Origin of the sequence: Nocardioides xinjiangensis, assembly GCF_017916385.1 — a bacterium.
Classification (GTDB): Bacteria; Actinomycetota; Actinomycetes; order Propionibacteriales; family Nocardioidaceae; genus Nocardioides; species Nocardioides xinjiangensis.
In genome coordinates, this window is sequence record NZ_JAFMSW010000001.1 from 3,116,237 (window position 1) to 3,137,656 (window position 21,420).

Sequence of the window (21,420 nt, forward strand, 5' to 3'; positions counted from 1 at the left end):
CGCTAGCGTGAGCGCCGTGCGAACGCCTGTCGGTTGGGAGCAGCACTCCACGGGGGTGGCGCGGCTGAGGCAGTCCTGGGCCGCCCTGCCACCGGGTGCGCCCGTCCGGCTGGCCAAGCGCACCAGCAACCTCTTCCGCGGCCGCGCCGCCCTCGGCCGGGGCCTCGACGTGACAGGCCTCGACGGCGTGATCGAGGTCGACGGCGACGTGGCCGAGGTGCAGGGCATGTGCACCTACGAGCACCTGGTCGAGGCGACCCTGGCGCACGGCCGGATGCCGCTGGTGGTGCCGCAGCTCAAGACGATCACGCTCGGCGGTGCGGTGAGCGGGCTGGGCATCGAGTCCACCAGCTTCCGCAGCGGGCTCCCGCACGAGTCCGTCCTCGAGATGGACGTGCTCACCGGGTCGGGGGACGTCGTCACCACCAAGCCGGGCGACGAGCTCTTCGACGCCTTCCCCAACTCCTACGGCTCGCTCGGCTACGCCACCCGGCTGCGCATCGAGCTCGAGCCGGTGCCAGCCCGTGTCGCCCTGAGGCACGTGCGCTTCCACGACGCCGCCACCCTGGCCGACGCCGTGGTGCGGATCGTCGAGGACGGTGCGTGGGAGGGCGAGCGGGTCGACGGCCTCGACGGGGTCGGCTTCGCCCCCGACGAGCTCTACCTGACCCTCGCCCGGTGGAGCGACGAGCCGGGTCCGACGTCGGACTACACCGGCCAGCAGGTCTACTACCGCTCGCTGCAGCGGCGCACCACCGACCGGCTGACGATGCACGACTACCTGTGGCGCTGGGACACCGACTGGTTCTGGTGCTCGCGGGCGTTCGGCGCCCAGCACCCGCTCGTACGCCGCGTGTGGCCGCGGCGGCTGCGCCGCTCCGACGTCTACTGGAGGCTGGTCGCCCTCGACCGCCGCCTCGGCATCGGCGACCGCCTCGACCGGCGCGCCGGCCGGCCGCAGGGCGAGCGTGTCGTCCAGGACGTCGAGGTGCCGGTCGACCGGCTGCCCGAGTTCCTCGACTGGTTCGACCGCGAGGTGGGGATGCGGCCGGTGTGGCTGTGCCCGCTCCGCCTCCGGCGCAGCGACGCGGAGAGGCCGTGGCCCGGCTACCCGCTGACCGCCGGCACCACCTACGTCAACGTCGGGTTCTGGGGCGTCGTCAACGTCGGCCCCGACGCCGCGACCTCGCCGCGCAACCGCGCGATCGAGGCGAAGGTGAGCGAGCTCGGTGGCCACAAGAGCCTCTACTCCGAGGCCTTCTACGAGCGCGAGGAGTTCGACCGCCTCTACGGCGGGCCCCACCTGGCCCGCGTGAAGGCGAGGCACGACCCGCAGGACCGACTGACCCCTCTCTACGACAAGGTGGTGGGACGACGATGACCGCGAGCACGGGGGCACCGGACCGGATGTCCATCGGTGAGGCCATGGACCGGTTGGTGAGGGGCGGCCTGCCGCTGCGCTTCACGGCGTACGACGGCAGCGGCGCCGGGCCCACCGACGCCGCGGTCGGGATGCATCTGCGCACCCGGCGCGGCCTGTCGTACCTGATGACGGCGCCGGGAGACCTGGGACTGGTGCGGGCCTACGTCAGCGGCGACATCGAGCTCTCCGGCGTGCACCCGGGCGACCCCTACGACGCACTGGTCCTGCTCAAGGACCACACGAAGTTCCGGATGCCCGCACCGTCGGAGGCGCTGCACATCGCCCGCAGCCTGGGCCTGTCCCACCTGCGGCCGCCCGCGCCCCCGCCCCAGGAGCACCTGCCGCGGTGGCGGCGAGCGGTGGAGGGCCTGCGCCACTCGATGACCCGCGACGCCGAGGTCATCTCGCACCACTACGACGTCTCCAACCGCTTCTACGAGATGGTGCTGGGCCCGTCGATGGCCTACACGTGCGCCCTCTACGAGACGCCCGACGCCACGCTCGAGCAGGCCCAGGCGGCGAAGTTCGACCTGGTCTGCCGCAAGCTCGACCTCCGGCCCGGGCAGCGGCTGCTCGACGTCGGCTGCGGCTGGGGCACCATGGTCCGGCACGCCGCGCGGGAGTACGGCGTGAAGGCGCTCGGCGTGACGCTGTCGCTCGAGCAGGCGCAGTGGGCCAAGGAGGCCATCGACCGCGAGGGGCTCGGCGACCTCGCCGAGGTGCGCCACCTCGACTACCGCGACGTCGTCGAGACGGGGTTCGACGCGATCAGCTCCATCGGCCTCACCGAGCACGTCGGCGTGCGCAACTACCCGTCGTACTTCCGTCACCTGCGCGACCGGCTCAAGCCGGGCGGGCGGCTGCTCAACCACTCCATCACGCGCCGCCACAACCGCCGCCAGGAGACCGGTGCGTTCATCGACCGCTACGTGTTCCCCGACGGCGAGCTCACCGGCTCGGGCACCATCATCACCACGGCCCAGGACCAGGGCCTGGAGGTGCAGCACAGCGAGAACCTGCGCCCGCACTACGCCCTCACCCTGCGCGACTGGAACCGCAACCTCGTCGAGCACTGGGACGAGTGCGTGGCCGAGGTGGGGGAGGGCACAGCCCGCGTCTGGGGCCTCTACATCGCCGGATCCCGTGTGGGGTTCGAGCGTGACGAGGTGGAGCTGCACCAGGTCCTGGCCACCCGCAACCACGACGACGGGCGGTCGGAGTTCCCGATGCGCCCGGACTGGTGAGCCACCGATAACCTCGGCGGGTGAGCACCCGCGCCGCGCAGTTCGAGGCGACCGTACGTCGCCGTGAACCGCTGTCGGACCACCTCGTCCGGCTCGTCCTCGACGGACTCGACGGATTCGTCTCGACAGGGGTCCCCGACGAGTGGGTCGGCCTCGTGGTGCCCGGACAGTTCCAGAGCCGCTACTACACCGTGCGCTCGTGGGCCGACGGCGAGCTGACGCTCGACGTGGTCGTCCACGACGTCGGCCTGGTCACCGAGTGGGCGACGCGCGACTGCCTCGGCGACGTGGTCACCATCACCGAGCCCAAGGCGTCGTTCGCGCCGCCGCCGGGCGCCGGCTGGCTGCTGCTCGTCGGAGACCTCACCGCGATGCCGGCCATGGCGCGCATCACCGAGACCCACCCCGACCTCGCCACGCACGTCATCGCCGAGGTGCCCGACGACCTCGCCGGCTACCTCCCCGCGAGCGCCGACGTGACCTGGCTCGAGCCCCCCGGCCACGGACAGAGCAACCTCGCCCAGGTGGTCGAGGGCATCGAGTGGCCAGCGGGCGAGGGGTACTTCTGGATGGCCGGGGAGTCCGCCCAGATGCGTGCGATCCGCAAGCACCTCATGCGCGAGGTCGGGCTGCCGACCAGCCACTACGACGTGATGGGCTACTGGCGCGCCACGGCCGGGCGCCAGCCCCGGGCGGTCGACCCCGGGCCCATCTGGCGCGCGGGCAAGGCGGCAGGGAAGAGTGACGAGCAGATCTGGGCGGAGTACGACGCAGCGCGGGAGGCGGGCGATGGCTGACGACGAGCACGTGGACGAGCACGTGGACGAGCACGACGACCTCGACGACGACGACCTCGACGACGACGACCTCGACGACGACGACCTCGACGACGAGTTCGACCTCTCGGGCGTGGCGCCCGCGGGGGCCTTCTACGAGGCCCCGGAGGGCTTCCGCAGCGGCTTCGCGTCCTTCGTGGGCCGTCCCAACGCGGGCAAGTCCACCCTGACCAACGCCCTTGTCGGGCAGAAGATCGTCATCACGTCCTCCAAGCCGCAGACCACCCGCAACGTGGTGCGAGGCATCGTCCACCGCGACGACGCCCAGCTCATCCTCGTCGACACGCCGGGCCTGCACCGCCCTCGCACCCTGCTCGGTGAGCGGCTCAACGACCTGGTGCGCACCACGTGGGCCGAGGTCGACGTGGTCGCCGTCTGCTTCCCGGCCAACGAGAAGATCGGGCCCGGCGACCGCTTCCTCGTCACCGAGCTGGCCAAGGTGCGGCGCACCGTCCGGATCGCGGTCGCCACGAAGACCGACCTGGTGACGCCGGAGCAGCTGGCCAACCACCTCCTCGACATCGCGGCCCTCGGCGAGGAGACCTCGACCGAGTGGGCCGAGATCGTGCCGGTCTCGGCGGTGGCGGGCGACCAGGTCGACCTGCTGGCGGACCTGCTGGTGCGGCTGCTGCCCGAGGGGCCGCCGCTCTACCCCGACGGCGACCTCACCGACGCGCCCGAGGAGGCGCTGGCCGCCGACCTCATCCGCGAGGCCGCGCTCGAGGGCGTGCGCGACGAGCTGCCGCACTCGATCGCCGTCGTCGTGGAGGAGATGGGCCTGCGCGAGGGCCGCCCGGACGACAAGCCGCTGCTCGACATCGTGGCCAACCTCTACGTCGAGCGCGACTCGCAGAAGGGCATCATGATCGGCCACAAGGGCTCGCGCCTGCGCGCGGTCGGCACCGCGGCCCGCAAGCAGATCGAGGCCCTGCTCGGCACCCCGGTCTACCTCGACCTGCAGGTCAAGATCGCCAAGGACTGGCAGCGGGACCCGCGCCAGCTGCGCAAGCTCGGGTTCTAGTCCGGCACCCAGCAGATGCCGTAGCGCTGGCCGGCCTCCCACTGGGCGCGCGTCGGGCTCTCCTGCGCCCAGCTGAAGTCGAGCGGGTCGTCGGCGCTCGCCGCGGCGGCGTCGCGGCACGTCGCGTCCATCCGGCGGGCGATCGCGGCACGCGCCGGCAGCCGCGCGCCGCGGATGTCCACGGTCGAGACGGCGCGCCACGTGTGGTCCGCGCCGCACGTCACCCGCCGGAACCCCCTCGTCCCCGGCGCGGCGGTCGCGCACATCGCGGGTGCTGCGTCCCAGCCCCTCGTCGTGCGGGGAAGTCGCAGGAGGGCGCGCGGCGCCGCGACGGCGACGACGTCGCAGCGGAACCAGTCGGCGCCGGCCTCCGCGCGCTTCGGGCTCGGTGTGAACCAGACGGCTCGCACCATGCTCAGCCGCAGCTCGCGCGGCGTACGACCGAGGTGGCGGGGCAGGCGGGTGGTGCACGCCCGGCGCATCTGCCGCTGTGCGGCCTGCGAGTCCACCCGGCGGGTGAAGCCGGCCTTCGTCTCGAGGTCGAGCCGGCCGACGAAGTAGGTCTCGGCCGTGTGCTGGCGGCGACACGCGACGGGCGCGGTGCGTCCGACGACGGCCAGCGCCTGCCGGAAGGTCAGGGCGTGGCACTCACCGACCCGGGGGCTCGGTCCCGGGTCCGGCGACACGCTCGGCTCGGACTCGGGCGCGGACTCGGGCGCGGTCGACCCCGGCGAGGTCGATCCGGGCGACGCGGGGGCCGACGAGCCCGGGTCGTCGCCGGGCTGCGAGGGCGACGCGGTGCAGCCGGCCAGCGCGACCAGCAGGGCCACGACGAGGGACATGGCTGGGCGTCTCATCGCATCACCAGCGACGCGAGCGTCCCGCCCAGGTCGTACGCCGACTCCCGCTCCGGCTCGCCCACCTCGCCCAGCACCTCCAGCACGGGGGCGGACCGGCGCCAGGGCAGCGCACCGGCGATCGCCTCGACCGACCCGACGGCACCGGTCGTGTCGTACCGCCCGTGCACGTAGAGGCCGTACGGCTTCCGCCCGCCCGGGCCCGGGGCGGCCGAGCCGTCGTCGCCGAGCGCGCCGCCTGCCTCGAGGAAGACGGTGTCGAAGAAGTGCTTGAGCGCCCCGCTCATGTAGCCGAAGTTCGCCGGGGTGCCGAGCACGAAGGCGTCGGCGTCCCGTACGTCGCCGGCACCCGCCTCGAGGGCCGGCCGCACGACCACCTCGACGCCCTCGATCGCGTCGTCGCCCGCTCCCGCGACCACGGCATCGGTCAGGGAGCGCACCGACGGCGTGGGGGAGTGGTGGACGATCAGCAGGCGCGGCACGGTGCCGAGGCTACTCACCGGCCACCGGGCGGCGTACGGTCGGGAGCGTGACGTTCGAGGTACCGGGCGACGCCTACGACAGGTTCATGGGGCGGTACTCCCAGCCCCTGGCCGCGGGGCTCGCCGACTGGCTCGAGGTGACGACGGGCCAGGAGGCGGTCGACGTCGGGTGCGGCCCCGGCGCCCTCACGAGGCATCTCGTCGCCCGCCTCGGCGCCGACCACGTGCGGGCGGTCGACCCGTCGGAGTCCTTCGTCGCCGCCTGCCGCGAGCGCTTCCCCGGCGTCGACGTCCGGCACGGCGTGGCGGAGGCGCTGCCGTTCGAGGACGACTCCTGCGACGTGGCCGCTGCCTGCCTGGTCGTCCACTTCATGTCCGACCCGGTGGCCGGTGTCGGCGAGATGAGGCGGGTGACGCGTCCCGGCGGCTGGGTCGGTGCCACCGTGTGGGACCTCGCCGGGGGACGGGCGCCGACGTGGCCGCTGTGGGAGGCGGTCGCGGGGCTCGATCCGCGGCACGGCGCCGAGCGGGAGCGCCCGGGCGGCTCGCGCGACGGTCTCGTGGCGATCGTCGAGGCCGCGGGCCTGCGCGAGGTCGAGTCCCTGGAGCTGCCGGTCACCGTCACCCACCCGAGCTTCGAGGAGTGGTGGGAGCCCTACCTCCATGGCGTGGGCCCGGCCGCGGAGGTCGTGCACGACGTGGGGCCCGACGGCCGCGAGCGGCTCGAGGCCGCGCTCCGGCGGCGCCTCGGAGCGGGACCCTTCGAGCTCACCGCGGTGGCGCACGCCGTGCGCGGCCGTGCCTGAGCACGTCTCACTCCGCGGGAGACCGGGCACGCCCACGACGGCGGGCGGCTACGCTGGCGGGGTCATGATGCGCACCCTCCTCCTTGGCTGCCGCAGCGAGGTCTGATCCGGCCTCCTCGCTGCGGAGTGTGGCGCGCGCCGGTCGCCCAGCACCGACCGATCCCCGAGGGACACCATGACCAACCTGAGCAACACCGCCAACCAGCAGGCGACGAGCCCCATGCCGTTCGCCCGCTACACGCCCTTCGTCCCCGTCGACCTGCCCGACCGCACGTGGCCGACGCGGAGGATCGAGAAGGCGCCCCGCTGGCTGTCGACCGACCTGCGCGACGGCAACCAGGCGTTGATCGACCCGATGACGCCGGCCCGCAAGCTCACGATGTTCGAGCTGCTGGTGGCGATGGGCTACAAGGAGATCGAGGTCGGCTTCCCCAGCGCCAGCCAGACCGACTTCGACTTCGTGCGCAAGCTCGTCGAGGAGGACCGGATCCCCGACGACGTGCAGATCTCGGTGCTGACGCAGGCGCGCGAGGACCTCATCGAGCGGACCGTCGACTCGCTGGTGGGCGCACCGCGGGCCACGATCCACCTCTACAACGCGACCGCGCCGCTCTTCCAGCGGGTCGTCTTCAACGTCACCCCCGACGAGTGCCGCAGCATCGCGGTCCGCGGCACCGAGATGGTCCTGAAGTACGCCGAGGAGCGGCTCGGCGGCATCGTCGGCAGCCAGGACTTCGGCTACCAGTACAGCCCCGAGATCTTCACCCAGTCCGACACCGACTTCGCGCTCAGCGTGTGCGAGGCGGTCTCCGACGTGTGGCAGCCCGAGGCCGGCCGCGAGATCATCCTCAACCTGCCGGCCACGGTGGAGATGTCGACGCCCAACACCTACGCCGACCAGATCGAGTACTTCAGCCGCGGGCTGACCCGCCGTGAGCACTCCGCGATCAGCCTGCACCCGCACAACGACCGCGGCACCGCCGTGGCGGCGACCGAGCTGGCGCTGATGGCCGGTGCCGACCGCGTCGAGGGCTGCCTCTTCGGCCACGGCGAGCGGACGGGCAACGTCGACCTGGTGACGCTGGGCATGAACCTCTTCAGTCAGGGCATCGACCCGCAGGTCGACTTCAGCGACATCGACGAGGTTCGCCGCACGGTCGAGTACTGCACCAACCTCCCGGTCCACCCGCGCCACCCCTACGCCGGCGACCTGGTCTACACGGCGTTCTCCGGCTCGCACCAGGACGCCATCAAGAAGGGCCTCGAGGACCTGGAGAAGAAGGCCGCGGCGCTGGGCACCGAGGTGGGGCAGCTGCCGTGGGAGGCGCCGTACCTGCCGATCGACCCGAAGGACGTCGGCCGGACCTACGAGGCGGTCATCCGGGTCAACAGCCAGTCCGGCAAGGGCGGCGTGGCCTACGTGCTGAAGTCCGAGCACAAGCTCGACCTGCCCCGTCGCGCGCAGATCGAGTTCAGCCGCGTGGTCCAGCAGCGCACCGACACCGAGGGCGGGGAGATCACGCCCGAGGAGATCTGGCAGGTCTTCCGGTCCGAGTACCTCGACCGCGAGACCCCGCTCAAGCTGAACTCGGTGCACACCTCCAGCGCGGCGGGCGAGAAGGACCAGCTCACCGTCGGGGTGTACGTCGACGGCGAGCGCCACGAGCTCACCGGGCAAGGCAACGGCCCGATCGCCGCCTTCGTCGACGCGATCTCGGCCATGGGCCACGACGTCCGGGTGCTCGACTACGCCGAGCACGCGCTGTCGGCCGGCGGCGACGCGATCGCGGCGGCCTACGTCGAGTGCGCGGTGTCGTGCGACAGCGGTGACAAGGTGCTGTGGGGCGTCGGGCTGGACGCCAACATCGTCACCGCCTCGCTGAAGGCCGTGATCAGCGCCGTCAACCGCGCCTGAGCGACGCGCACCGGCAATCGCCGAGCCCGGACCGGGCCGTGGACGGGTCGGTGGGGGAGAATGGTGGCGTGCCCCTCTACCGCGACGAGGCGGTCGTGCTCCGCACCCACAAGCTGGGCGAGGCCGACCGCATCATCACCCTGCTGACGCGTCAGCACGGGCGCGTGCGCGCGGTCGCCAAGGGGGTGCGGCGCACGACGTCGCGCTGGGGCTCGCGCCTCGAGCCCTTCACCCACGTCGACCTCCAGCTCGCCGAGGGCCGCAGCCTCGACGTCATCACGCAGGCCGAGACCCTCGACCCGTTCCACGCGCGGCTCGGGCTCGACTACGACCGCTACACCGCCGGCACCGCGATGCTCGAGACCGCCGAGCGGCTCGTCACCGAGGACAAGGAGCCGGCCGTCCAGCAGTTCCTCCTCCTCGTCGGTGGCCTGCGGGCGATGTCCGGCGGGGAGCACCCGGCCGGCCAGGTGCTCGACTCCTACCTGCTGCGCTCGCTGTCCGTGGCCGGCTACGCGCCCAGCTTCGACCACTGCGTGCAGTGCGGCGTCGAGGGCCCGCACCGGTTCTTCAACCCGTCGGCCGGTGGCGTGCTGTGCGCCTCCGACCGGTTGCCCGGCTCGGCGACGCCCGCTCCGGAGACCGTGCTCGTGCTCGGCGCGCTGCTCGTCGGCGACTGGCCGGTGGTGCACGCCGCCGACCCGCGCCACCTCCGCGAGGCCAGCAGCCTCGTCTCGGCCTACCTCGCCTGGCACCTCGAACGCGGCCTGCGATCGATGGCGTACGTCGAGCGCTGAGCGCCCGCCGCCGCGGCCCGGCGGTCCGGTCAGCGGCGCTCCTCGGAGATGCTGTTGCCGCCGTCGACGACGAGGCACTGGCCCGTCACGTACGACGCCCCGGGCGTGCACAGGAAGGCGACGGCGGCCGCGACCTCGTCCGGCGTCGCGCTGCGCCCCACGGGGGTACGGCGTCCCTGGCCCTCCTCGTCAGCCGTCTGGCTCGTCGTGGCGACCCAGCCGGGTGCCACCGCGTTGGCCGTCACGCCGTCGGCGGCGTGGTCCACGCCGACCGCGCGCGCGAGTCCGACCATGCCGGCCTTCGCGGCCGCGTACGCTGCCTCGTCGCGCATCGCCATGACGGGACCGGTCACGGAGGCGACCATCACCACGCGTCCCCACCCCTGCCCGCGCATCCCGGGCAGGACGGCCCGGGTGGCGAGGAACGCGGAGTCGAGGTTGCGCGACAGCGAGCGGCGCCACTGCTCGTAGGACATCTCGACGACGGCGCCCGACTCCGTGCCCCCGGACGACGGGAGCGCGAGGGCCGGCGACGTCGTGCTGGTCATGCCCGCGTTGTTGACCAGGACCGTCGGCGGCCCCAGCGTGGCGGTCACCGTGGCGACCAGCGCCCGCACCTGCTCCTCGACCGTCAGGTCGCCCACCACCCCGACGGCACGCACGCCGTGCTCCTCGAGCTCGGCCGCGCGCTCGAGCGCGCGATCCGTGGTGGCCGCCACCGCCACGCCGGCGCCGAGCGCCCCCAGCAGGCGCGCGGTCGCGAACCCGATGCCCTCCGGCGCGCCGGCGCCGGTGACCAGCGCGACCCGTCCGCTGAGGTCGAAGGAAGGGGGGAGCATGCGCGAACCCTCACCGGTCCCGGCGTGGGGGTCAAGGGCCGGGCGCAGGGCGACCCGACCCGCCGCCGTGCCGCCTGCGACCTCGACCTCACCCCGAGACCTAGGCTGCTCCCGTGAAGCGACAGGTGAAGGCGCCGACCCCCCACCCGTCCGGCGCGACACCGCCGCCGCTGCCGCGCGACCTGGTCCCGGCCCACGTCGCGATCATCATGGACGGCAACGGCCGGTGGGCCAAGCAGCGCGGCCTGCCGCGCACCAAGGGCCACGAGCAGGGCGAGCACACGCTGTTCGACGTGGTGGAGGGTGCGATCGAGATCGGGGTGAAGGCGGTCTCGGCCTACGCCTTCTCGACCGAGAACTGGTCGCGGTCGACCGACGAGGTCCGCTTCCTGATGGGCTTCAACCGCGACGTGATCCGGCGGCGACGCGACGAGATGCACGACCTCGGCGTCCGCGTGCGGTGGGCCGGCCGGGCCCCGCGGCTGTGGAAGTCGGTCATCAGGGAGCTGCAGGTGGCCGAGGAGATGACCCGCGACAACGACGTGCTGACCCTCACGATGTGCGTCAACTACGGGGGCCGCGCCGAGCTCGCCGACGCCGCCCGGTCGATCGGGCGCGAGGTCGCGGCCGGCCGGCTCGACCCGGACCGCATCGACGAGCGCACCTTCGCCCGCCACCTCTACGTGCCCGAGCTGCCCGAGGCCGACCTGGTGTGGCGCACCTCGGGGGAGCAGCGGCTGTCGAACTTCATGCTGTGGCAGGCGGCCTACAGCGAGATGGTCTTCACCGACGTGCTGTGGCCCGACGTGGACCGGCGGCACCTGTGGGCCGCCATCGAGACCTACGCGAGCCGTGACCGGCGCTACGGCGGCGCCCTGCCCGACCCTTCGTGAGAGGAGGTCCTAGCGGCAGGCGGGGCAGGTCCCGAAGATCTCCAGCGTGTGACTGATGGCGGCGAAGCCGTGCGCGTCGGCGACCGCGCTGGTCCACCGCTCGACCGCGGGGCCCTCGACCTCGACGGTCGCGCCGCACGAGCGGCAGACCAGGTGGTGGTGGTGGGTGCCGGAGCAGCTGCGCCAGATCGCCTCGCCGTCCTCGTTGCGCAGCATGTCGACCTCGCCGGCCTCGGCGAGCGCCGCGAGCGTGCGGTAGACCGTCGCCAGCCCGACCGAGTCGCCCTGCTGGTTGACCAGGTCGTGGATCTCCTGGGCGCTGCGGAAGTCGGGGAGAGCGGCGAGCGCGGCCGCGACGGCCCGCCGCTGGCGGGTGGGCCGCACGGGGGAGCGCTGCACCTGGCCCCGCTCAGTGCTCGTCATAGTGCTCCCCGTGCACGGCGTGCCGGTGGCCGTCGTGGACGTAGTCGACGTGGTCGCCGTGCGGGACCGCCGGGTGCCCGCAGTCCCGGCCGTGCTCGTGCGGGTGCTCGACGGGGGAGCGGTGGGGGGTCGCGGACACCTCCGGGAACGGCGCCATCAGCCGGCTGCGGCTGCGCAGCCACACGCCGATCGGCCACGTCGCGGTGAACATCGCCAGCGCCAGCAGCACGATGGTGGGTCCCGGCGCCACCGAGACGCGGAACGACAGCCAGGCGCTGAGGACGAGCCCGCCCACCGAGGCGGTGCACCCGACCACCATGGCGCCGAGGAGCGTCGCGCGGAACGAGCGCGCCAGCTGCTGCGACGTCGCCACCGGCACCACCATCAGCGCCGAGACCAGCAGCAGTCCCACCGTACGCATAGCGACGGTGATGCTGACCGCCGCCAGCACCGCGGTGAGCAGGTTGTAGGCCCGCACGCGCAGCCCGGCGACCCGGGCGAAGTCGGGGTCGCTGGCCACGGCGAAGAGCTGGGGCGAGAGCCCGAGCGTCACGACCAGGACCACCGCCGTCAGGCCCGCGGTGAACCACACGTCCTCGGACGAGATGCTGTTGAGCGAGCCGAACAGGTAGGCCTGCAGCGTCGCCGCGCCCTGTCCCGCGATGCCCGTGATCAGCACGCCGCCGGCCAGGCCGCCGTAGAAGAGCAGCGCGAGGGCGACGTCGCCGTTGGTGTGCCCGCGCTCGCGGATCAGCTCCATCAGCACCGCGCCGAGCACCGCGACCAGGACGGCCGTCCACGTGGGCGAGGCGCCGGTGAGCAGGCCGAGGGCCACGCCGGTGACGGCGACGTGGCCGATCCCGTCGCCGAGGAGCGCCAGCCGGCGCTGCACGAGGAAGGTGCCGATCGCCGGGGCGGCCAGGCCGGTGAGCAGCGCGGCGACGAGGGCGCGCTGCATGAAGTCGAGCGCGAAGAGGTCGAGGAAGCTCACGGCCGGGTCCTCCGCTCCCAGTCGAACGGGGACGACACGTGCGGCACGTGGTCGTGGGCGTCGCCCTCGGGCGTCTCGAGGTCGTGGGCGTGGTGGGTGTGCGCCGCGACCTCCTGCGTCAGCGGCGGGCCGTCGTAGGCGACCCGGCCGTCGCGCATCACGACCGACCGGTCCACCAGCGGCGCCATCGGCCCGATCTCGTGGGCGACGAGCACGATGGTCGCGCCGCGCTCCTTCAGCCGCGCGAGCGCCTCGGCGAGCGCGCGCTGGTTGGGCAGGTCGACCCCGGCCGTCGGCTCGTCGAGCACCAGCAGGTCGGGCTCGCCGGCGAGCGCGCGGGCGATCAGGACGCGCTGCTGCTGCCCGCCGGAGAGCTGGGAGATGCCGTACGACGCCCGGTCGGCGAGACCGACGACGTCGAGCGCCGCCTCCACCGCACGCCGGTCGGCCCGGCTGGTCGGCCGGAGCAGCCGGCGCCGCCCGACCCGGCCGGAGCCCACGACCTCACGCACCGTGGCCGGCACCCCGCCGGTCGCGCTCGAGCGCTGCGGCACGAACCCGACGCGGTGCCAGTGCTCAAAGTCCGGCAGCGGCGTGCCGAACAGCCGCACCGACCCGCGTGCCAGGGGCATCAGGCCGGTGAGGGCGCGGACGAGGGTCGACTTGCCCGAGCCGTTGGGTCCGAGCAGGGTCACGGTCTCGCCGGTGCGGACGGCGAGGTCGACGTCGCGCAGGATCGGCCGTCCTCCGATGGCGACCGAGACCCGCTCGAGGACCGCAGGGTCCGTGCCGCGGTCCGGACCCCCCTCCGGGCGGGGCTGGGATCCGGCTCCCGAGCCGGCGGTCGTGCTGTCGGCCGGTGTCACGAGCAGCCGTTGGCCCGCTGGAGTGCGGTGAGGTTCGCGCGCATGAGTGAAAGGTAGTCCTCGTCGGCCGTCTCCTCCGACAGCCCCTCGATGGGGTCGAGCACCGCGGACTCCACACCCATGTCGCTGGCGAGGGTGTCCGCCATCTTCGGGCTGACCAGCCGCTCGGAGAACACGGTGGTCACACCGTCGGCGTCGATGACCTCCTGCAGGTGGGCGAGGTCGGCTGCGGTCGGCTCGGCGTCCGGGGACAGGCCGGCGATCGCCTCGAACTCCAGTCCGTAGCGAGCCAGGTAGGCGAACGCCTGGTGGCTGACCACGGTGGTGGACCGCTCGCAGGAGGCCAGTCCCTCGGTGTAGTCCCGGTCGAGCGACTCCAGCTCCGAGCGCAGCTGCGCCGCGTTGTCGGCGTAGGTCTCCGCGCCGTCAGGGTGGATCTCGCCCAGCTCGTCGGCGACCGCGTCGGCGAAGTCCGCGACCAGGAGCGGGTCCAGCCAGAAGTGCGGGTCGACGTCGCCGTGGTCGTGCTCCTCGTCGGCGTGCTCCTCCTCGGCGTGGGCCTCGTCCTCGGCGTGCTCCTCCTCGGCGTGCTCCTCGTCGGCGTGGGCCTCGTCCTCGGCGTGCTCCTCCTCGGCATGGTCGTGCTCCTCACCGGGGGTCGCGGGCAGCAGGTCGAGCACCGCGGCGGCGTCGAGGACCGGCGCGTCGGCGTTGGCGGCGGTGTCGTCGACGGCGGGCTGGAAGCCCTCCTCGAGCACGACGAGGTCCGCGCCCTCCAGGGCGGCGGTCTGGGCGATGTCGAGGGTGAGGTCGTGCGGCTCCTGGCCGGGAGAGGTGAGGTTCTCCACGGTCCAGCCGTCGCCCGCCACCTGCTCCGTCACCCACGCCAGCGGGTAGAACGACGCCACGACCGAGCGACCACTCCCGGCCGTGTCGCCCCCCGACTGCCCGCACCCGGCAAGGAGGACGGTTGCGGTGAGCAGGCTGGTGAGGGAGAGGGAGCGGGTGGCGAGCGACATGAGAACGATTCTCAGACGCGATGAGAACCGTTGTCAAACCGTGGTCGGTAGTCCACCGGGAAACGGTCGCAGGGGACGCGTTCGGACGACCGGAACCCGGTGGACTACCCCAGCCGTAGGGTGAGCCTGTGCTCGTCGTGACCCGCCTCCGCGCCCCCTCGTCCGCAGCGTCGGCGGAGGCCGAGCTGCGCGCCGGGCTCGTGCGGGCCCTCGCCATCCTCGCCGCGAAGCCCGGCTACGTGGGCGGCGAGGTCGGCCGCAACGTCGACGACCCCGCGCTGTGGGTGCTGGCCACCCGCTGGGAGAACGTCGGCTCCTACCGGCGGGCGCTGGGGTCGTACGAGGGGAAGATGCACGTCCAGCCCCTGATGGTCCACGCGGTCGACGAGCCCAGCGCCTACGAGCTCGTCGAGGAGGGGACCGACCTCAACGAGGCCCGGCCGCGCTCGATAGGGTGAGCGCTCGCCCACGAGCCGGCAGCCAGCCGGCCCGACCCGAAGGAACTGCATCGTGGCCAAGCCCGCTCCGACCGCCCTGGACAACGTCGTCTCGCTCGCCAAGCGCCGAGGTTTCGTCTACCCCTGCGGTGAGATCTACGGCGGCACCCGGTCGGCGTGGGACTACGGCCCGCTCGGCGTGGAGCTGAAGGAGAACATCAAGCGCCAGTGGTGGAAGTTCATGGTCACCCGGCGCGACGACGTCGTGGGCCTCGACTCCAGCGTCATCCTGCCGACCCGCACGTGGGAGGCCAGCGGCCACCTGAGCACGTTCAGCGACCCCCTGGTCGAGTGCCAGTCGTGCCACAAGCGCTTCCGCGAGGACCACCTCCAGGAGGACCACGCCGCCAAGAAGGGCACCCCGGACCAGCCCGTGGACCCCGACTCCGTCGACATCAACGAGTCGGTCGCGTGCCCCAACTGCGGCACCCGCAACGCCTGGACCGAGCCGCGCGAGTTCAACATGATGCTCAAGACCTACCTCGGCGTCATCGAGGACGAGTCCGGGCTGCACTACCTGCGGCCCGAGACCGCGCAGGGCATCTTCCTCAACTTCGCCAACGTCGTGACCTCGAGCCGCCAGAAGCCGCCGTTCGGCATCGCCCAGATGGGCAAGAGCTTCCGCAACGAGATCACCCCCGGCAACTTCATCTTCCGCACCCGCGAGTTCGAGCAGATGGAGATGGAGTTCTTCGTCAAGCCCGGCGAGGACGAGGAGTGGTTCCGCTACTGGATCGAGGAGCGCACCCGCTGGTACGTCGACCTCGGCATCGACCCTGCCAACCTGCGCCACTACGAGCACCCGCAGGAGAAGCTGTCGCACTACTCCAAGGGCACGACCGACATCGAGTACCGCTTCGGGTTCTCCGGCCGTGACTTCGAGGAGCTCGAGGGCATCGCCAACCGCACCGACTTCGACCTCAAGCAGCACAGCGAGTACTCCGGCAAGGACCTGTCCTACTACGACCAGGCCGCCGACGAGCGCTACCTGCCCTACGTCATCGAGCCGGCCGCGGGCCTGACCCGCTCGCTCATGGCGTTCCTCATCGACGCCTACACCGAGGACGAGGCGCCCAACACCAAGGGCGGCGTCGACAAGCGGGTCGTGCTCAAGCTCGACCCGCGCCTCGCGCCCGTCAAGGTCGCGGTCCTCCCGCTGAGCCGCAACGCCGACCTCTCGCCCAAGGCCCGCGACCTCGCCGCTGAGCTGCGCCAGAACTGGAACGTCGACTTCGACGACTCCGGCGCCATCGGCCGCCGCTACCGTCGCCAGGACGAGATCGGTACGCCGTTCTGCGTGACGGTCGACTTCGAGACCCTCGACGACGACGCCGTCACCGTGCGCGAGCGCGACTCCATGAGCCAGGAGCGGGTCGGCCTCGACGGCATCACGAGGTACTTCGCCGAGAAGCTCGTCGGCTGCTGAGCCCGGCGTCGCCGGTCGTGGGGGCCCGCGCCGTGCCACGATGAGGCCATGCGGCGCAGCCTCCTCCTCGCCACGGCGCTGGCACTGACGGTGCCGGCGTGCTCCCCGGCGGAGCCCCGCGGCGGCGAGGACCCGTCGCCGCCGACGAAGGGAGCCGCCGCCGACGACGGCGAGGACGGCGAAGACGGCGGGGTCAGCGGGGACGGTGGCACCGAGCCCGGCGCCGAGCTGGCGTTCGGGGAACCCGCCGTGCTCGTCTGGCAGCCGACACGCGACGTGACCGGCGAGCTCGAGCTCACCGTCGCGGCCGTCGCCGAGCAGCGTCCGTCGGTCTTTGACGCCTGGGCGGGCGACGAGGCGGTGGGCGAGGCCCGGCCGTACTTCGCCACGGTCACGCTCGCCAACGTCGGTGACGCCGACCTCGGCGGGCAGGACGTGCCGCTCTACCTGCGCGACACCGTCGGGTCCCTCGGCGCGCCGTGGACGGTGGGCGGCGACTTCGAGGCCTGCCAGAGCGGGCCGCTGCCGGATCCCTTCGAGCCCGGCGCGGAGGCGGAGATGTGCCTGGTCTACCTCGTGCCGCAGGGCGGGCGCGTGCGCGACCTGGTGTTCCAGCCGACGGAGGGCTACGACCCCATCTCGTGGAGCGGCGAGGTGCGCAGGCCCGCGGCCGAGAGGCCCGGGGCACGGACGCCGGGGAAGGCACGGCGCGGGGAGCGCGGGAGGCGCAGCGGTCGCGGCTGATTTGGGCGCGGCACCGCCCGCCTCGGACAATGGGGGCATGACCGCCGTGCCCGACTCGCTCACGCTGGGGTCGCTGCGCGTCGACACCCCGGTGGTGCTGGCGCCCATGGCGGGCATCACCAACGCCGCGTACCGCCGGCTCTGCGCCGAGCAGGGAGCCGGTCTCTACGTCTGCGAGATGATCACCAGCCGCGGGCTCGTCGAGGGCGACGAGACCACCCGCAGAATGCTCGTCTTCGACGACGTCGAGTCCGTGCGCTCCGTGCAGCTCTACGGCACCGACCCGGTCTACATCGGCAAGGCCGTGGAGATCCTGTGCGCCGACCACGGCGTCGCCCACGTCGACCTCAACTTCGGTTGCCCGGTCCCGAAGGTGACCCGCAAGGGCGGCGGGGGAGCGCTGCCGTGGAAGCGGGGGCTGCTCGGCGAGATCCTCACCGCCGCCGTCGCCGCCGCGGCGCCGTACGACGTGCCGGTGACGATGAAGACCCGCAAGGGCCTCGACGACGACCACCTCACCTACCTCGACGCCGGCCGCATCGCGCAGGAGACCGGTGTGGCGGCGATCGCGCTGCACGGGCGCACGGTCCAGCAGGCGTACTCCGGCGAGGCCGACTGGGACGCGATCGGCGCCCTGGTCGACCACGTCGACATCCCGGTCCTCGGCAACGGTGACATCTGGGAGGCCGCCGACGCCCTGCGCATGGTGGAGCAGACCGGCGCCGCCGGCGTCGTCGTGGGCCGCGGCTGCCTCGGTCGCCCGTGGCTGTTCCGCGACCTCGCGGCGGCGTTCCACGGGGAGGACGTCGCGACGCTGCCGACGCTCGGCGAGGTGCGCGACATGATGCGCAGGCACGCCGAGCTGCTGTCGGAGCACATGGGGGAGGAGCGGGGCTGCAAGGAGTTCCGCAAGCACATCACCTGGTACCTCAAGGGCTTCCCCGCCGGCGGCGAGCTGCGCCACCAGCTCGCCCTCGTCGACTCGCTGGCCGCGCTCGACGCCCTCCTCGACGGCCTCGACGGCGACGCGCCCTTCCCCGAGCGGGAGCTCGGCACGCCCCGCGGACGCCAGGGCGCGCCCCGCAAGAAGGTGGTGCTGCCCGACGGGTGGCTCGACGACACCGACGGGCGTGGAGCCCAGCTGCGCGAGGACGCCGACGAGGCGACCGGCGGGTGAGCCGGAACACGGGGATTTTTACCGTGGAAGATTGGGACGCGCCGACGAACCTGTGCTCTACTCGATGATCGCGTCGACGTGGGCACGAGTTCACCGAAGCTCCACTCGTGGTTCGACGCAGTCCCCCGTCAGCAACAGCAAAGGATCAGCGCTGTGGCTCAGCATCGCCACAAGCGGGAAACCCCTGCTCGCCCCCGTCTGTCCCGTCTGCCCCGCGCCGTGCAGGTCGCCGCGCCCCTCGCGGTGGTCGCGACGCTCTCCGCAGTGACCATGGGTGTGCTCGCCGCAGAGCCCGCCACCAGCGACGACCTGCTCGCCTCGTCCGGCTCCCAGTCGACCGCCCGCGCTGCGGCCGACAGCGAGCCCGGTGCCGGGCGTCCGAGCGCCTTGAGCGCCGACCCGACCGCCGACCCGACCGCCGGCTCGGCGCTGCGCCGCCGCGACGAGAGCCCCGTCTCCCGGTCGCGGACCCGCTCCGCGGCGAGGGCGGAGGCGGCGCGCGAGGAGCTCGCGGTCGACCGGCGGGCCCGGCGCCTGGCCCGCGAGGTCGGCGACACGATGTGGACCACCGAGGTGCTCAACCTCTGGGAGGGCCCGTCGGAGAAGTCCGACAAGATGGGCGTGATCGGCGAGCTCGAGCAGGTGGCGGTCACCGGCCGCCAGCAGATGGGCCGCACGCAGGTCGTCGTCGACGGCCAGTCCCGGTGGGTCACGTCCGGCTACCTCGTCGAGGACAAGCCGAAGCCCGAGCCGGAGGGTCCCAGCCTCGGCGGCGTCTGCAGCAACGGCTCCGCGATCGACGCGGGCCGCGCGTCGCTCTACGAGATCCACGACGTGGTCTGCGCGAACTGGCCCGAGGTCACCAGCTACGGCACGTGGCGCGGTGACGGCGAGCACGGCCAGGGCCGCGCGATCGACATCATGGTGAGCGGCTCGACCGGGTGGGCGATCGCCGAGTTCCTGCGGACCAACTACGCCGCCCTCGGCATCGAGTACATCATCTACGCCCAGAAGATCTGGTCCGTGGAGCGCTCCGGCGAGGGCTGGCGCGGGATGTCCGACCGCGGATCGGTCACTGCGAACCACTACGACCACGTGCACGTCACGGTCTACTGACCGCTCGTCCCCGGTGCTCGCTAGGCTGACCGGCCGATGAGCATCGAGGACCTGTACGACGACGCGGCGCGCGAGCGCCTCGTGGCCGAGCCGCCCAAGCGGGTCGACGCCCCCGTCCGGCTGGCGTTCGAGCGCGACCGGGCGCGCGTCGTCCACGCCGCGGCGTCACGCCGGCTGGCGGCGAAGACGCAGGTGGTGGGTCCGCAGACCGACGACTTCGTCCGCAACCGGCTCACCCACAGCCTCGAGGTCGCCCAGGTCGCGCGCGACCTCGCTCGTGCGCTGGGCACCCATCCCGACATCGCGGAGACCGCGGCGCTCGCCCACGACCTCGGCCACCCGCCGTTCGGGCACAACGGCGAGCGAGCGCTGGCGGGCCTGAGCGTCGACTGCGGTGGCTTCGAGGGCAACGCCCAGACGCTCCGGCTGCTGACCCGGCTGGAGGCGAAGACCGTCGACGCCGACGGCCGCTCCGTGGGCCTCAACCTCACGCGCGCCACGCTCGACGCCTGCACGAAGTACCCGTGGGGCCGCTCCGAGGCGACCGGTCCGCACGGCGTCCACGCCGACGGCACCCCGCGCGTGGTGGTGAAGTTCGGGGTCTACGACGACGACCGCCCGGTGTTCGACTGGCTGCGCGCCGGGGTCGAGGGGCGCCGGCGCTGCCTCGAGGCGCAGGTCATGGACCTCGCCGACGACGTCGCCTACTCCGTCCACGACGTCGAGGACGGCATCGTGGCCGGTCGGCTCGACCTGACCCGCCTCGACCGGGACGCGCTGTGGGCGACGGTGCGCTCGTGGTACCTCCCGGGCGCCGACGACGCGACGCTCGACGTCGCGCTCGAGGGCCTGCAGGCCGTCGGGAGCTGGCCGCGGTCGTCGTACGACGGGAGCAGGCGCAGCCTCGCCGCCATCAAAAACCTCACCAGCGACCTCATCGGCCGCTTCTGCGGCAGCGTCCAGCAGGCCACGTTCGCAGCGGCGGGCGGGGACCCGCTGGTCCGCCACCGGGCCGACCTGGTCGTCCCGGAGAGCACCCAGGTGGAGATCGGCGTGCTCAAGGGCGTGGCCGCGCTCTACGTGATGCAGGCCGACGACCGGGTCGCGCTGATGGAGCGCCAGCGCCAGCTGGTCGCGGAGCTGGTGGAGGCGCTGTGGCAGCGCGGTGCCGATGGGCTCGACCGCGTCTTCGTCGACGACTGGGACGCGGCCGGCGACGACGCCGCACGCCGGCGGGTGGTGGTCGACCAGGTCGCCTCACTCACCGACGCGAGCGCCGTCGCCCGCCACGCTGCGCTGGTGCTGCCCGCGGCCGGGTAGTCAGCGGCGAGCCGGCCGCGAGGGCCCCGTCAGGGCAGGTCGCCCTGCGGGTACGGGTCCTCCTGGCGGGCGGTGCTGTCGGGGTGCAGCTGGTCCTCGAGGTCCGAGCGGTGGCCGCCGTTGCTGGACGGGGTCACCTTGTCCGCGGCCGAGCTCGCCGCCGCCGTGACCTTGTCCTTCACGACCGGGGCCTTCTCCTTGGCCAGGTCGGCGGCCTGGTGGGCCTTCTCCTGCACCCGGGGGTCCTGCTTGACCCGGGTGGCGGTCCTCTTGATCTGTTCGTAGCGCTCGCGGCCGGCGCGCGCGCCGAGCACGTAGCCGACGCCTCCGGCGACGAGCAGCATGAGCTTCTTCATGTGGTTCCCCTTCCCTGGGCGGTGGTCAGTGGGTGCGACGGCGCCGCCACAGCAGCAGCACCACGGCCATCGCGACGAGTGAGCCGGCAGCGGCCAGCACCTCGGGGCGCGGCGTGCCCGAGTCGGTGGTCGCGGCGCCCCGGAGGTCCGCGACCTTGCGCCGCGCCTGCGACTTCACGTCGAGCTTGGCGGCGAGCTCGTCGACGGTGTGCGAGAGCTGCTCACGCTGCGCCGCGATCTCGGCCGCGAGCTGCTCGGGCGTCTTGTGCCCGTCGGAGGAGCCGTTCACCTGCTCACCCATCGTGCACCGCCGCCGTCGCGTCCGTGGACAAGGCCTGGGCACGGCTCGGCCGGGACAGTCGGTGGACGGGT

At 73.1% G+C, this 21,420-nt stretch carries 23 protein-coding genes; 14 read left to right on the plus strand and 9 right to left on the minus strand.

Features of this window, described 5'->3' with window-relative positions; genetic code table 11:
- Nucleotides 1-16 precede the first annotated feature (16 nt).
- From J3P32_RS14705 to era, 4 genes are read left to right on the plus strand one after another with little or no spacing between them, the layout of a single operon-like run.
- On the plus strand, nucleotides 17-1,381 hold the full coding sequence (locus J3P32_RS14705) for an FAD-binding oxidoreductase (RefSeq protein WP_210440522.1): 1,365 nt from the start codon (nucleotides 17-19) through the stop codon (nucleotides 1,379-1,381).
- Entirely contained in the window at nucleotides 1,378-2,667 is a 1,290-nt protein-coding gene (locus J3P32_RS14710; RefSeq protein WP_210440523.1) for a class I SAM-dependent methyltransferase, read from the plus strand. The genes J3P32_RS14705 and J3P32_RS14710 overlap by 4 nt, the downstream gene beginning before the upstream one ends.
- A 20-nt stretch (nucleotides 2,668-2,687) precedes the next feature.
- Entirely contained in the window at nucleotides 2,688-3,464 is a 777-nt protein-coding gene (locus J3P32_RS14715; RefSeq protein WP_210440524.1) for a siderophore-interacting protein, read from the plus strand.
- Nucleotides 3,457-4,524: a GTPase Era gene (gene era / locus J3P32_RS14720; RefSeq protein WP_210440525.1), complete on the plus strand. Its 1,068-nt coding sequence runs from the start codon at nucleotides 3,457-3,459 to the stop codon at nucleotides 4,522-4,524. The genes J3P32_RS14715 and era overlap by 8 nt, the downstream gene beginning before the upstream one ends.
- On the opposite strand, the gene J3P32_RS14725 is transcribed toward era, so the two are convergent.
- Both J3P32_RS14725 and J3P32_RS14730 read right to left on the minus strand, forming a co-directional pair.
- Nucleotides 4,521-5,366 (minus strand): septum formation family protein, encoded by an 846-nt coding sequence (locus J3P32_RS14725; RefSeq protein ID WP_210440526.1) that lies wholly within the window; start codon nucleotides 5,364-5,366, stop codon nucleotides 4,521-4,523. The two genes, era and J3P32_RS14725, sit on opposite strands and share 4 nt — an antisense overlap.
- Nucleotides 5,367-5,377: 11 nt before the next feature.
- Nucleotides 5,378-5,863 carry a flavodoxin family protein gene (locus tag J3P32_RS14730; protein WP_210440527.1) on the minus strand — a complete coding sequence of 162 codons (486 nt, stop codon included), beginning with the start codon at nucleotides 5,861-5,863 and terminating at the stop codon, nucleotides 5,378-5,380.
- Between the two features lie 47 nt (nucleotides 5,864-5,910).
- On the opposite strand from J3P32_RS14730, the gene J3P32_RS14735 reads away from it, so the two are divergent.
- From J3P32_RS14735 to recO, 3 genes are all read left to right on the plus strand, one after another.
- Nucleotides 5,911-6,669, plus strand: a complete 759-nt coding sequence (locus J3P32_RS14735) for a class I SAM-dependent methyltransferase (protein ID WP_210440528.1) — start codon at nucleotides 5,911-5,913, stop codon at nucleotides 6,667-6,669.
- A 175-nt stretch (nucleotides 6,670-6,844) separates the two neighbouring features.
- The gene (gene leuA, locus J3P32_RS14740; RefSeq protein ID WP_210440529.1) at nucleotides 6,845-8,584 is read left to right on the plus strand and encodes a 2-isopropylmalate synthase; all 1,740 of its coding nucleotides are present in this window, start codon (nucleotides 6,845-6,847) and stop codon (nucleotides 8,582-8,584) included.
- Between the two features lie 68 nt (nucleotides 8,585-8,652).
- Nucleotides 8,653-9,381 (plus strand): DNA repair protein RecO, encoded by a 729-nt coding sequence (recO, locus tag J3P32_RS14745; protein WP_210440530.1) that lies wholly within the window; start codon nucleotides 8,653-8,655, stop codon nucleotides 9,379-9,381.
- Between the two features lie 29 nt (nucleotides 9,382-9,410).
- Here recO and J3P32_RS14750 read toward each other — a convergent pair whose 3' ends face one another.
- Nucleotides 9,411-10,220 (minus strand): SDR family NAD(P)-dependent oxidoreductase, encoded by an 810-nt coding sequence (locus J3P32_RS14750; protein ID WP_210440531.1) that lies wholly within the window; start codon nucleotides 10,218-10,220, stop codon nucleotides 9,411-9,413.
- A gap of 113 nt (nucleotides 10,221-10,333) precedes the next feature.
- Between J3P32_RS14750 and J3P32_RS14755 the strand changes: the two genes are divergently transcribed.
- Nucleotides 10,334-11,113: an isoprenyl transferase gene (locus J3P32_RS14755; protein WP_307861712.1), complete on the plus strand. Its 780-nt coding sequence runs from the start codon at nucleotides 10,334-10,336 to the stop codon at nucleotides 11,111-11,113.
- Between the two features lie 9 nt (nucleotides 11,114-11,122).
- Here J3P32_RS14755 and J3P32_RS14760 read toward each other — a convergent pair whose 3' ends face one another.
- From J3P32_RS14760 to J3P32_RS14775, 4 genes are read right to left on the minus strand one after another with little or no spacing between them, the layout of a single operon-like run.
- Complete coding sequence (locus J3P32_RS14760; protein ID WP_246850129.1) at nucleotides 11,123-11,536, minus strand: Fur family transcriptional regulator; 414 nt, start codon at nucleotides 11,534-11,536, stop codon at nucleotides 11,123-11,125.
- On the minus strand, nucleotides 11,523-12,527 hold the full coding sequence (locus J3P32_RS14765; protein ID WP_307807935.1) for a metal ABC transporter permease: 1,005 nt from the start codon (nucleotides 12,525-12,527) through the stop codon (nucleotides 11,523-11,525). The genes J3P32_RS14760 and J3P32_RS14765 overlap by 14 nt, the downstream gene beginning before the upstream one ends.
- A complete protein-coding gene (locus J3P32_RS14770) occupies nucleotides 12,524-13,393 on the minus strand; it encodes a metal ABC transporter ATP-binding protein (protein ID WP_210440532.1) in 870 nt (289 codons plus the stop codon). The genes J3P32_RS14765 and J3P32_RS14770 overlap by 4 nt, the downstream gene beginning before the upstream one ends.
- Nucleotides 13,390-14,412: a metal ABC transporter substrate-binding protein gene (locus tag J3P32_RS14775; protein ID WP_210440533.1), complete on the minus strand. Its 1,023-nt coding sequence runs from the start codon at nucleotides 14,410-14,412 to the stop codon at nucleotides 13,390-13,392. Before J3P32_RS14775 ends, J3P32_RS14770 begins: the two co-directional genes overlap by 4 nt.
- 128 nt (nucleotides 14,413-14,540) lie before the next feature.
- Here J3P32_RS14775 and J3P32_RS14780 point away from each other — a divergent pair, with 128 nt between their 5' ends.
- The 6 genes from J3P32_RS14780 (at nucleotide 14,541) to J3P32_RS14805 (ending at nucleotide 20,692) form a co-directional block, all read left to right on the plus strand.
- Nucleotides 14,541-14,870 (plus strand): antibiotic biosynthesis monooxygenase family protein, encoded by a 330-nt coding sequence (locus tag J3P32_RS14780; protein ID WP_307861713.1) that lies wholly within the window; start codon nucleotides 14,541-14,543, stop codon nucleotides 14,868-14,870.
- 52 nt (nucleotides 14,871-14,922) lie between these two features.
- A complete protein-coding gene (locus tag J3P32_RS14785; RefSeq protein ID WP_210440534.1) occupies nucleotides 14,923-16,335 on the plus strand; it encodes a glycine--tRNA ligase in 1,413 nt (470 codons plus the stop codon).
- 48 nt (nucleotides 16,336-16,383) lie between these two features.
- Nucleotides 16,384-17,079, plus strand: a complete 696-nt coding sequence (locus J3P32_RS14790) for a hypothetical protein (protein WP_210440535.1) — start codon at nucleotides 16,384-16,386, stop codon at nucleotides 17,077-17,079.
- A 37-nt stretch (nucleotides 17,080-17,116) separates the two neighbouring features.
- Nucleotides 17,117-18,256: a tRNA dihydrouridine synthase DusB gene (gene dusB / locus J3P32_RS14795; RefSeq protein ID WP_210440536.1), complete on the plus strand. Its 1,140-nt coding sequence runs from the start codon at nucleotides 17,117-17,119 to the stop codon at nucleotides 18,254-18,256.
- Between the two features lie 264 nt (nucleotides 18,257-18,520).
- Nucleotides 18,521-19,372 (plus strand): hypothetical protein, encoded by an 852-nt coding sequence (locus tag J3P32_RS14800; RefSeq protein WP_210440537.1) that lies wholly within the window; start codon nucleotides 18,521-18,523, stop codon nucleotides 19,370-19,372.
- Nucleotides 19,373-19,408: 36 nt separating this feature from the next.
- Complete coding sequence (locus J3P32_RS14805; protein WP_210440538.1) at nucleotides 19,409-20,692, plus strand: deoxyguanosinetriphosphate triphosphohydrolase; 1,284 nt, start codon at nucleotides 19,409-19,411, stop codon at nucleotides 20,690-20,692.
- A 29-nt stretch (nucleotides 20,693-20,721) separates the two neighbouring features.
- On the opposite strand, the gene J3P32_RS14810 is transcribed toward J3P32_RS14805, so the two are convergent.
- Nucleotides 20,722-21,048 (minus strand): YtxH domain-containing protein, encoded by a 327-nt coding sequence (locus J3P32_RS14810; RefSeq protein WP_210440539.1) that lies wholly within the window; start codon nucleotides 21,046-21,048, stop codon nucleotides 20,722-20,724.
- Between the two features lie 25 nt (nucleotides 21,049-21,073).
- Nucleotides 21,074-21,349 carry a DUF3618 domain-containing protein gene (locus J3P32_RS14815; protein ID WP_210440540.1) on the minus strand — a complete coding sequence of 92 codons (276 nt, stop codon included), beginning with the start codon at nucleotides 21,347-21,349 and terminating at the stop codon, nucleotides 21,074-21,076.
- Nucleotides 21,350-21,420 lie beyond the last annotated feature (71 nt).

Coding starts and splice junctions, on each gene's coding strand:
- leuA (WP_210440529.1), top strand. CDS start 6,845: ATGACCAACCTGAGCAACACCGCCAACCAGCAGGCGACGAGCCCCATG.
- J3P32_RS14815 (WP_210440540.1), bottom strand. CDS start 21,349: ATGGGTGAGCAGGTGAACGGCTCCTCCGACGGGCACAAGACGCCCGAG.
- J3P32_RS14725 (WP_210440526.1), bottom strand. CDS start 5,366: ATGTCCCTCGTCGTGGCCCTGCTGGTCGCGCTGGCCGGCTGCACCGCG.
- J3P32_RS14790 (WP_210440535.1), top strand. CDS start 16,384: ATGCGGCGCAGCCTCCTCCTCGCCACGGCGCTGGCACTGACGGTGCCG.
- era (WP_210440525.1), top strand. CDS start 3,457: ATGGCTGACGACGAGCACGTGGACGAGCACGTGGACGAGCACGACGAC.
- J3P32_RS14805 (WP_210440538.1), top strand. CDS start 19,409: ATGAGCATCGAGGACCTGTACGACGACGCGGCGCGCGAGCGCCTCGTG.
- J3P32_RS14750 (WP_210440531.1), bottom strand. CDS start 10,220: ATGCTCCCCCCTTCCTTCGACCTCAGCGGACGGGTCGCGCTGGTCACC.
- J3P32_RS14810 (WP_210440539.1), bottom strand. CDS start 21,048: ATGAAGAAGCTCATGCTGCTCGTCGCCGGAGGCGTCGGCTACGTGCTC.
- J3P32_RS14760 (WP_246850129.1), bottom strand. CDS start 11,536: ATGACGAGCACTGAGCGGGGCCAGGTGCAGCGCTCCCCCGTGCGGCCC.
- J3P32_RS14775 (WP_210440533.1), bottom strand. CDS start 14,412: ATGTCGCTCGCCACCCGCTCCCTCTCCCTCACCAGCCTGCTCACCGCA.
- J3P32_RS14710 (WP_210440523.1), top strand. CDS start 1,378: ATGACCGCGAGCACGGGGGCACCGGACCGGATGTCCATCGGTGAGGCC.
- dusB (WP_210440536.1), top strand. CDS start 17,117: ATGACCGCCGTGCCCGACTCGCTCACGCTGGGGTCGCTGCGCGTCGAC.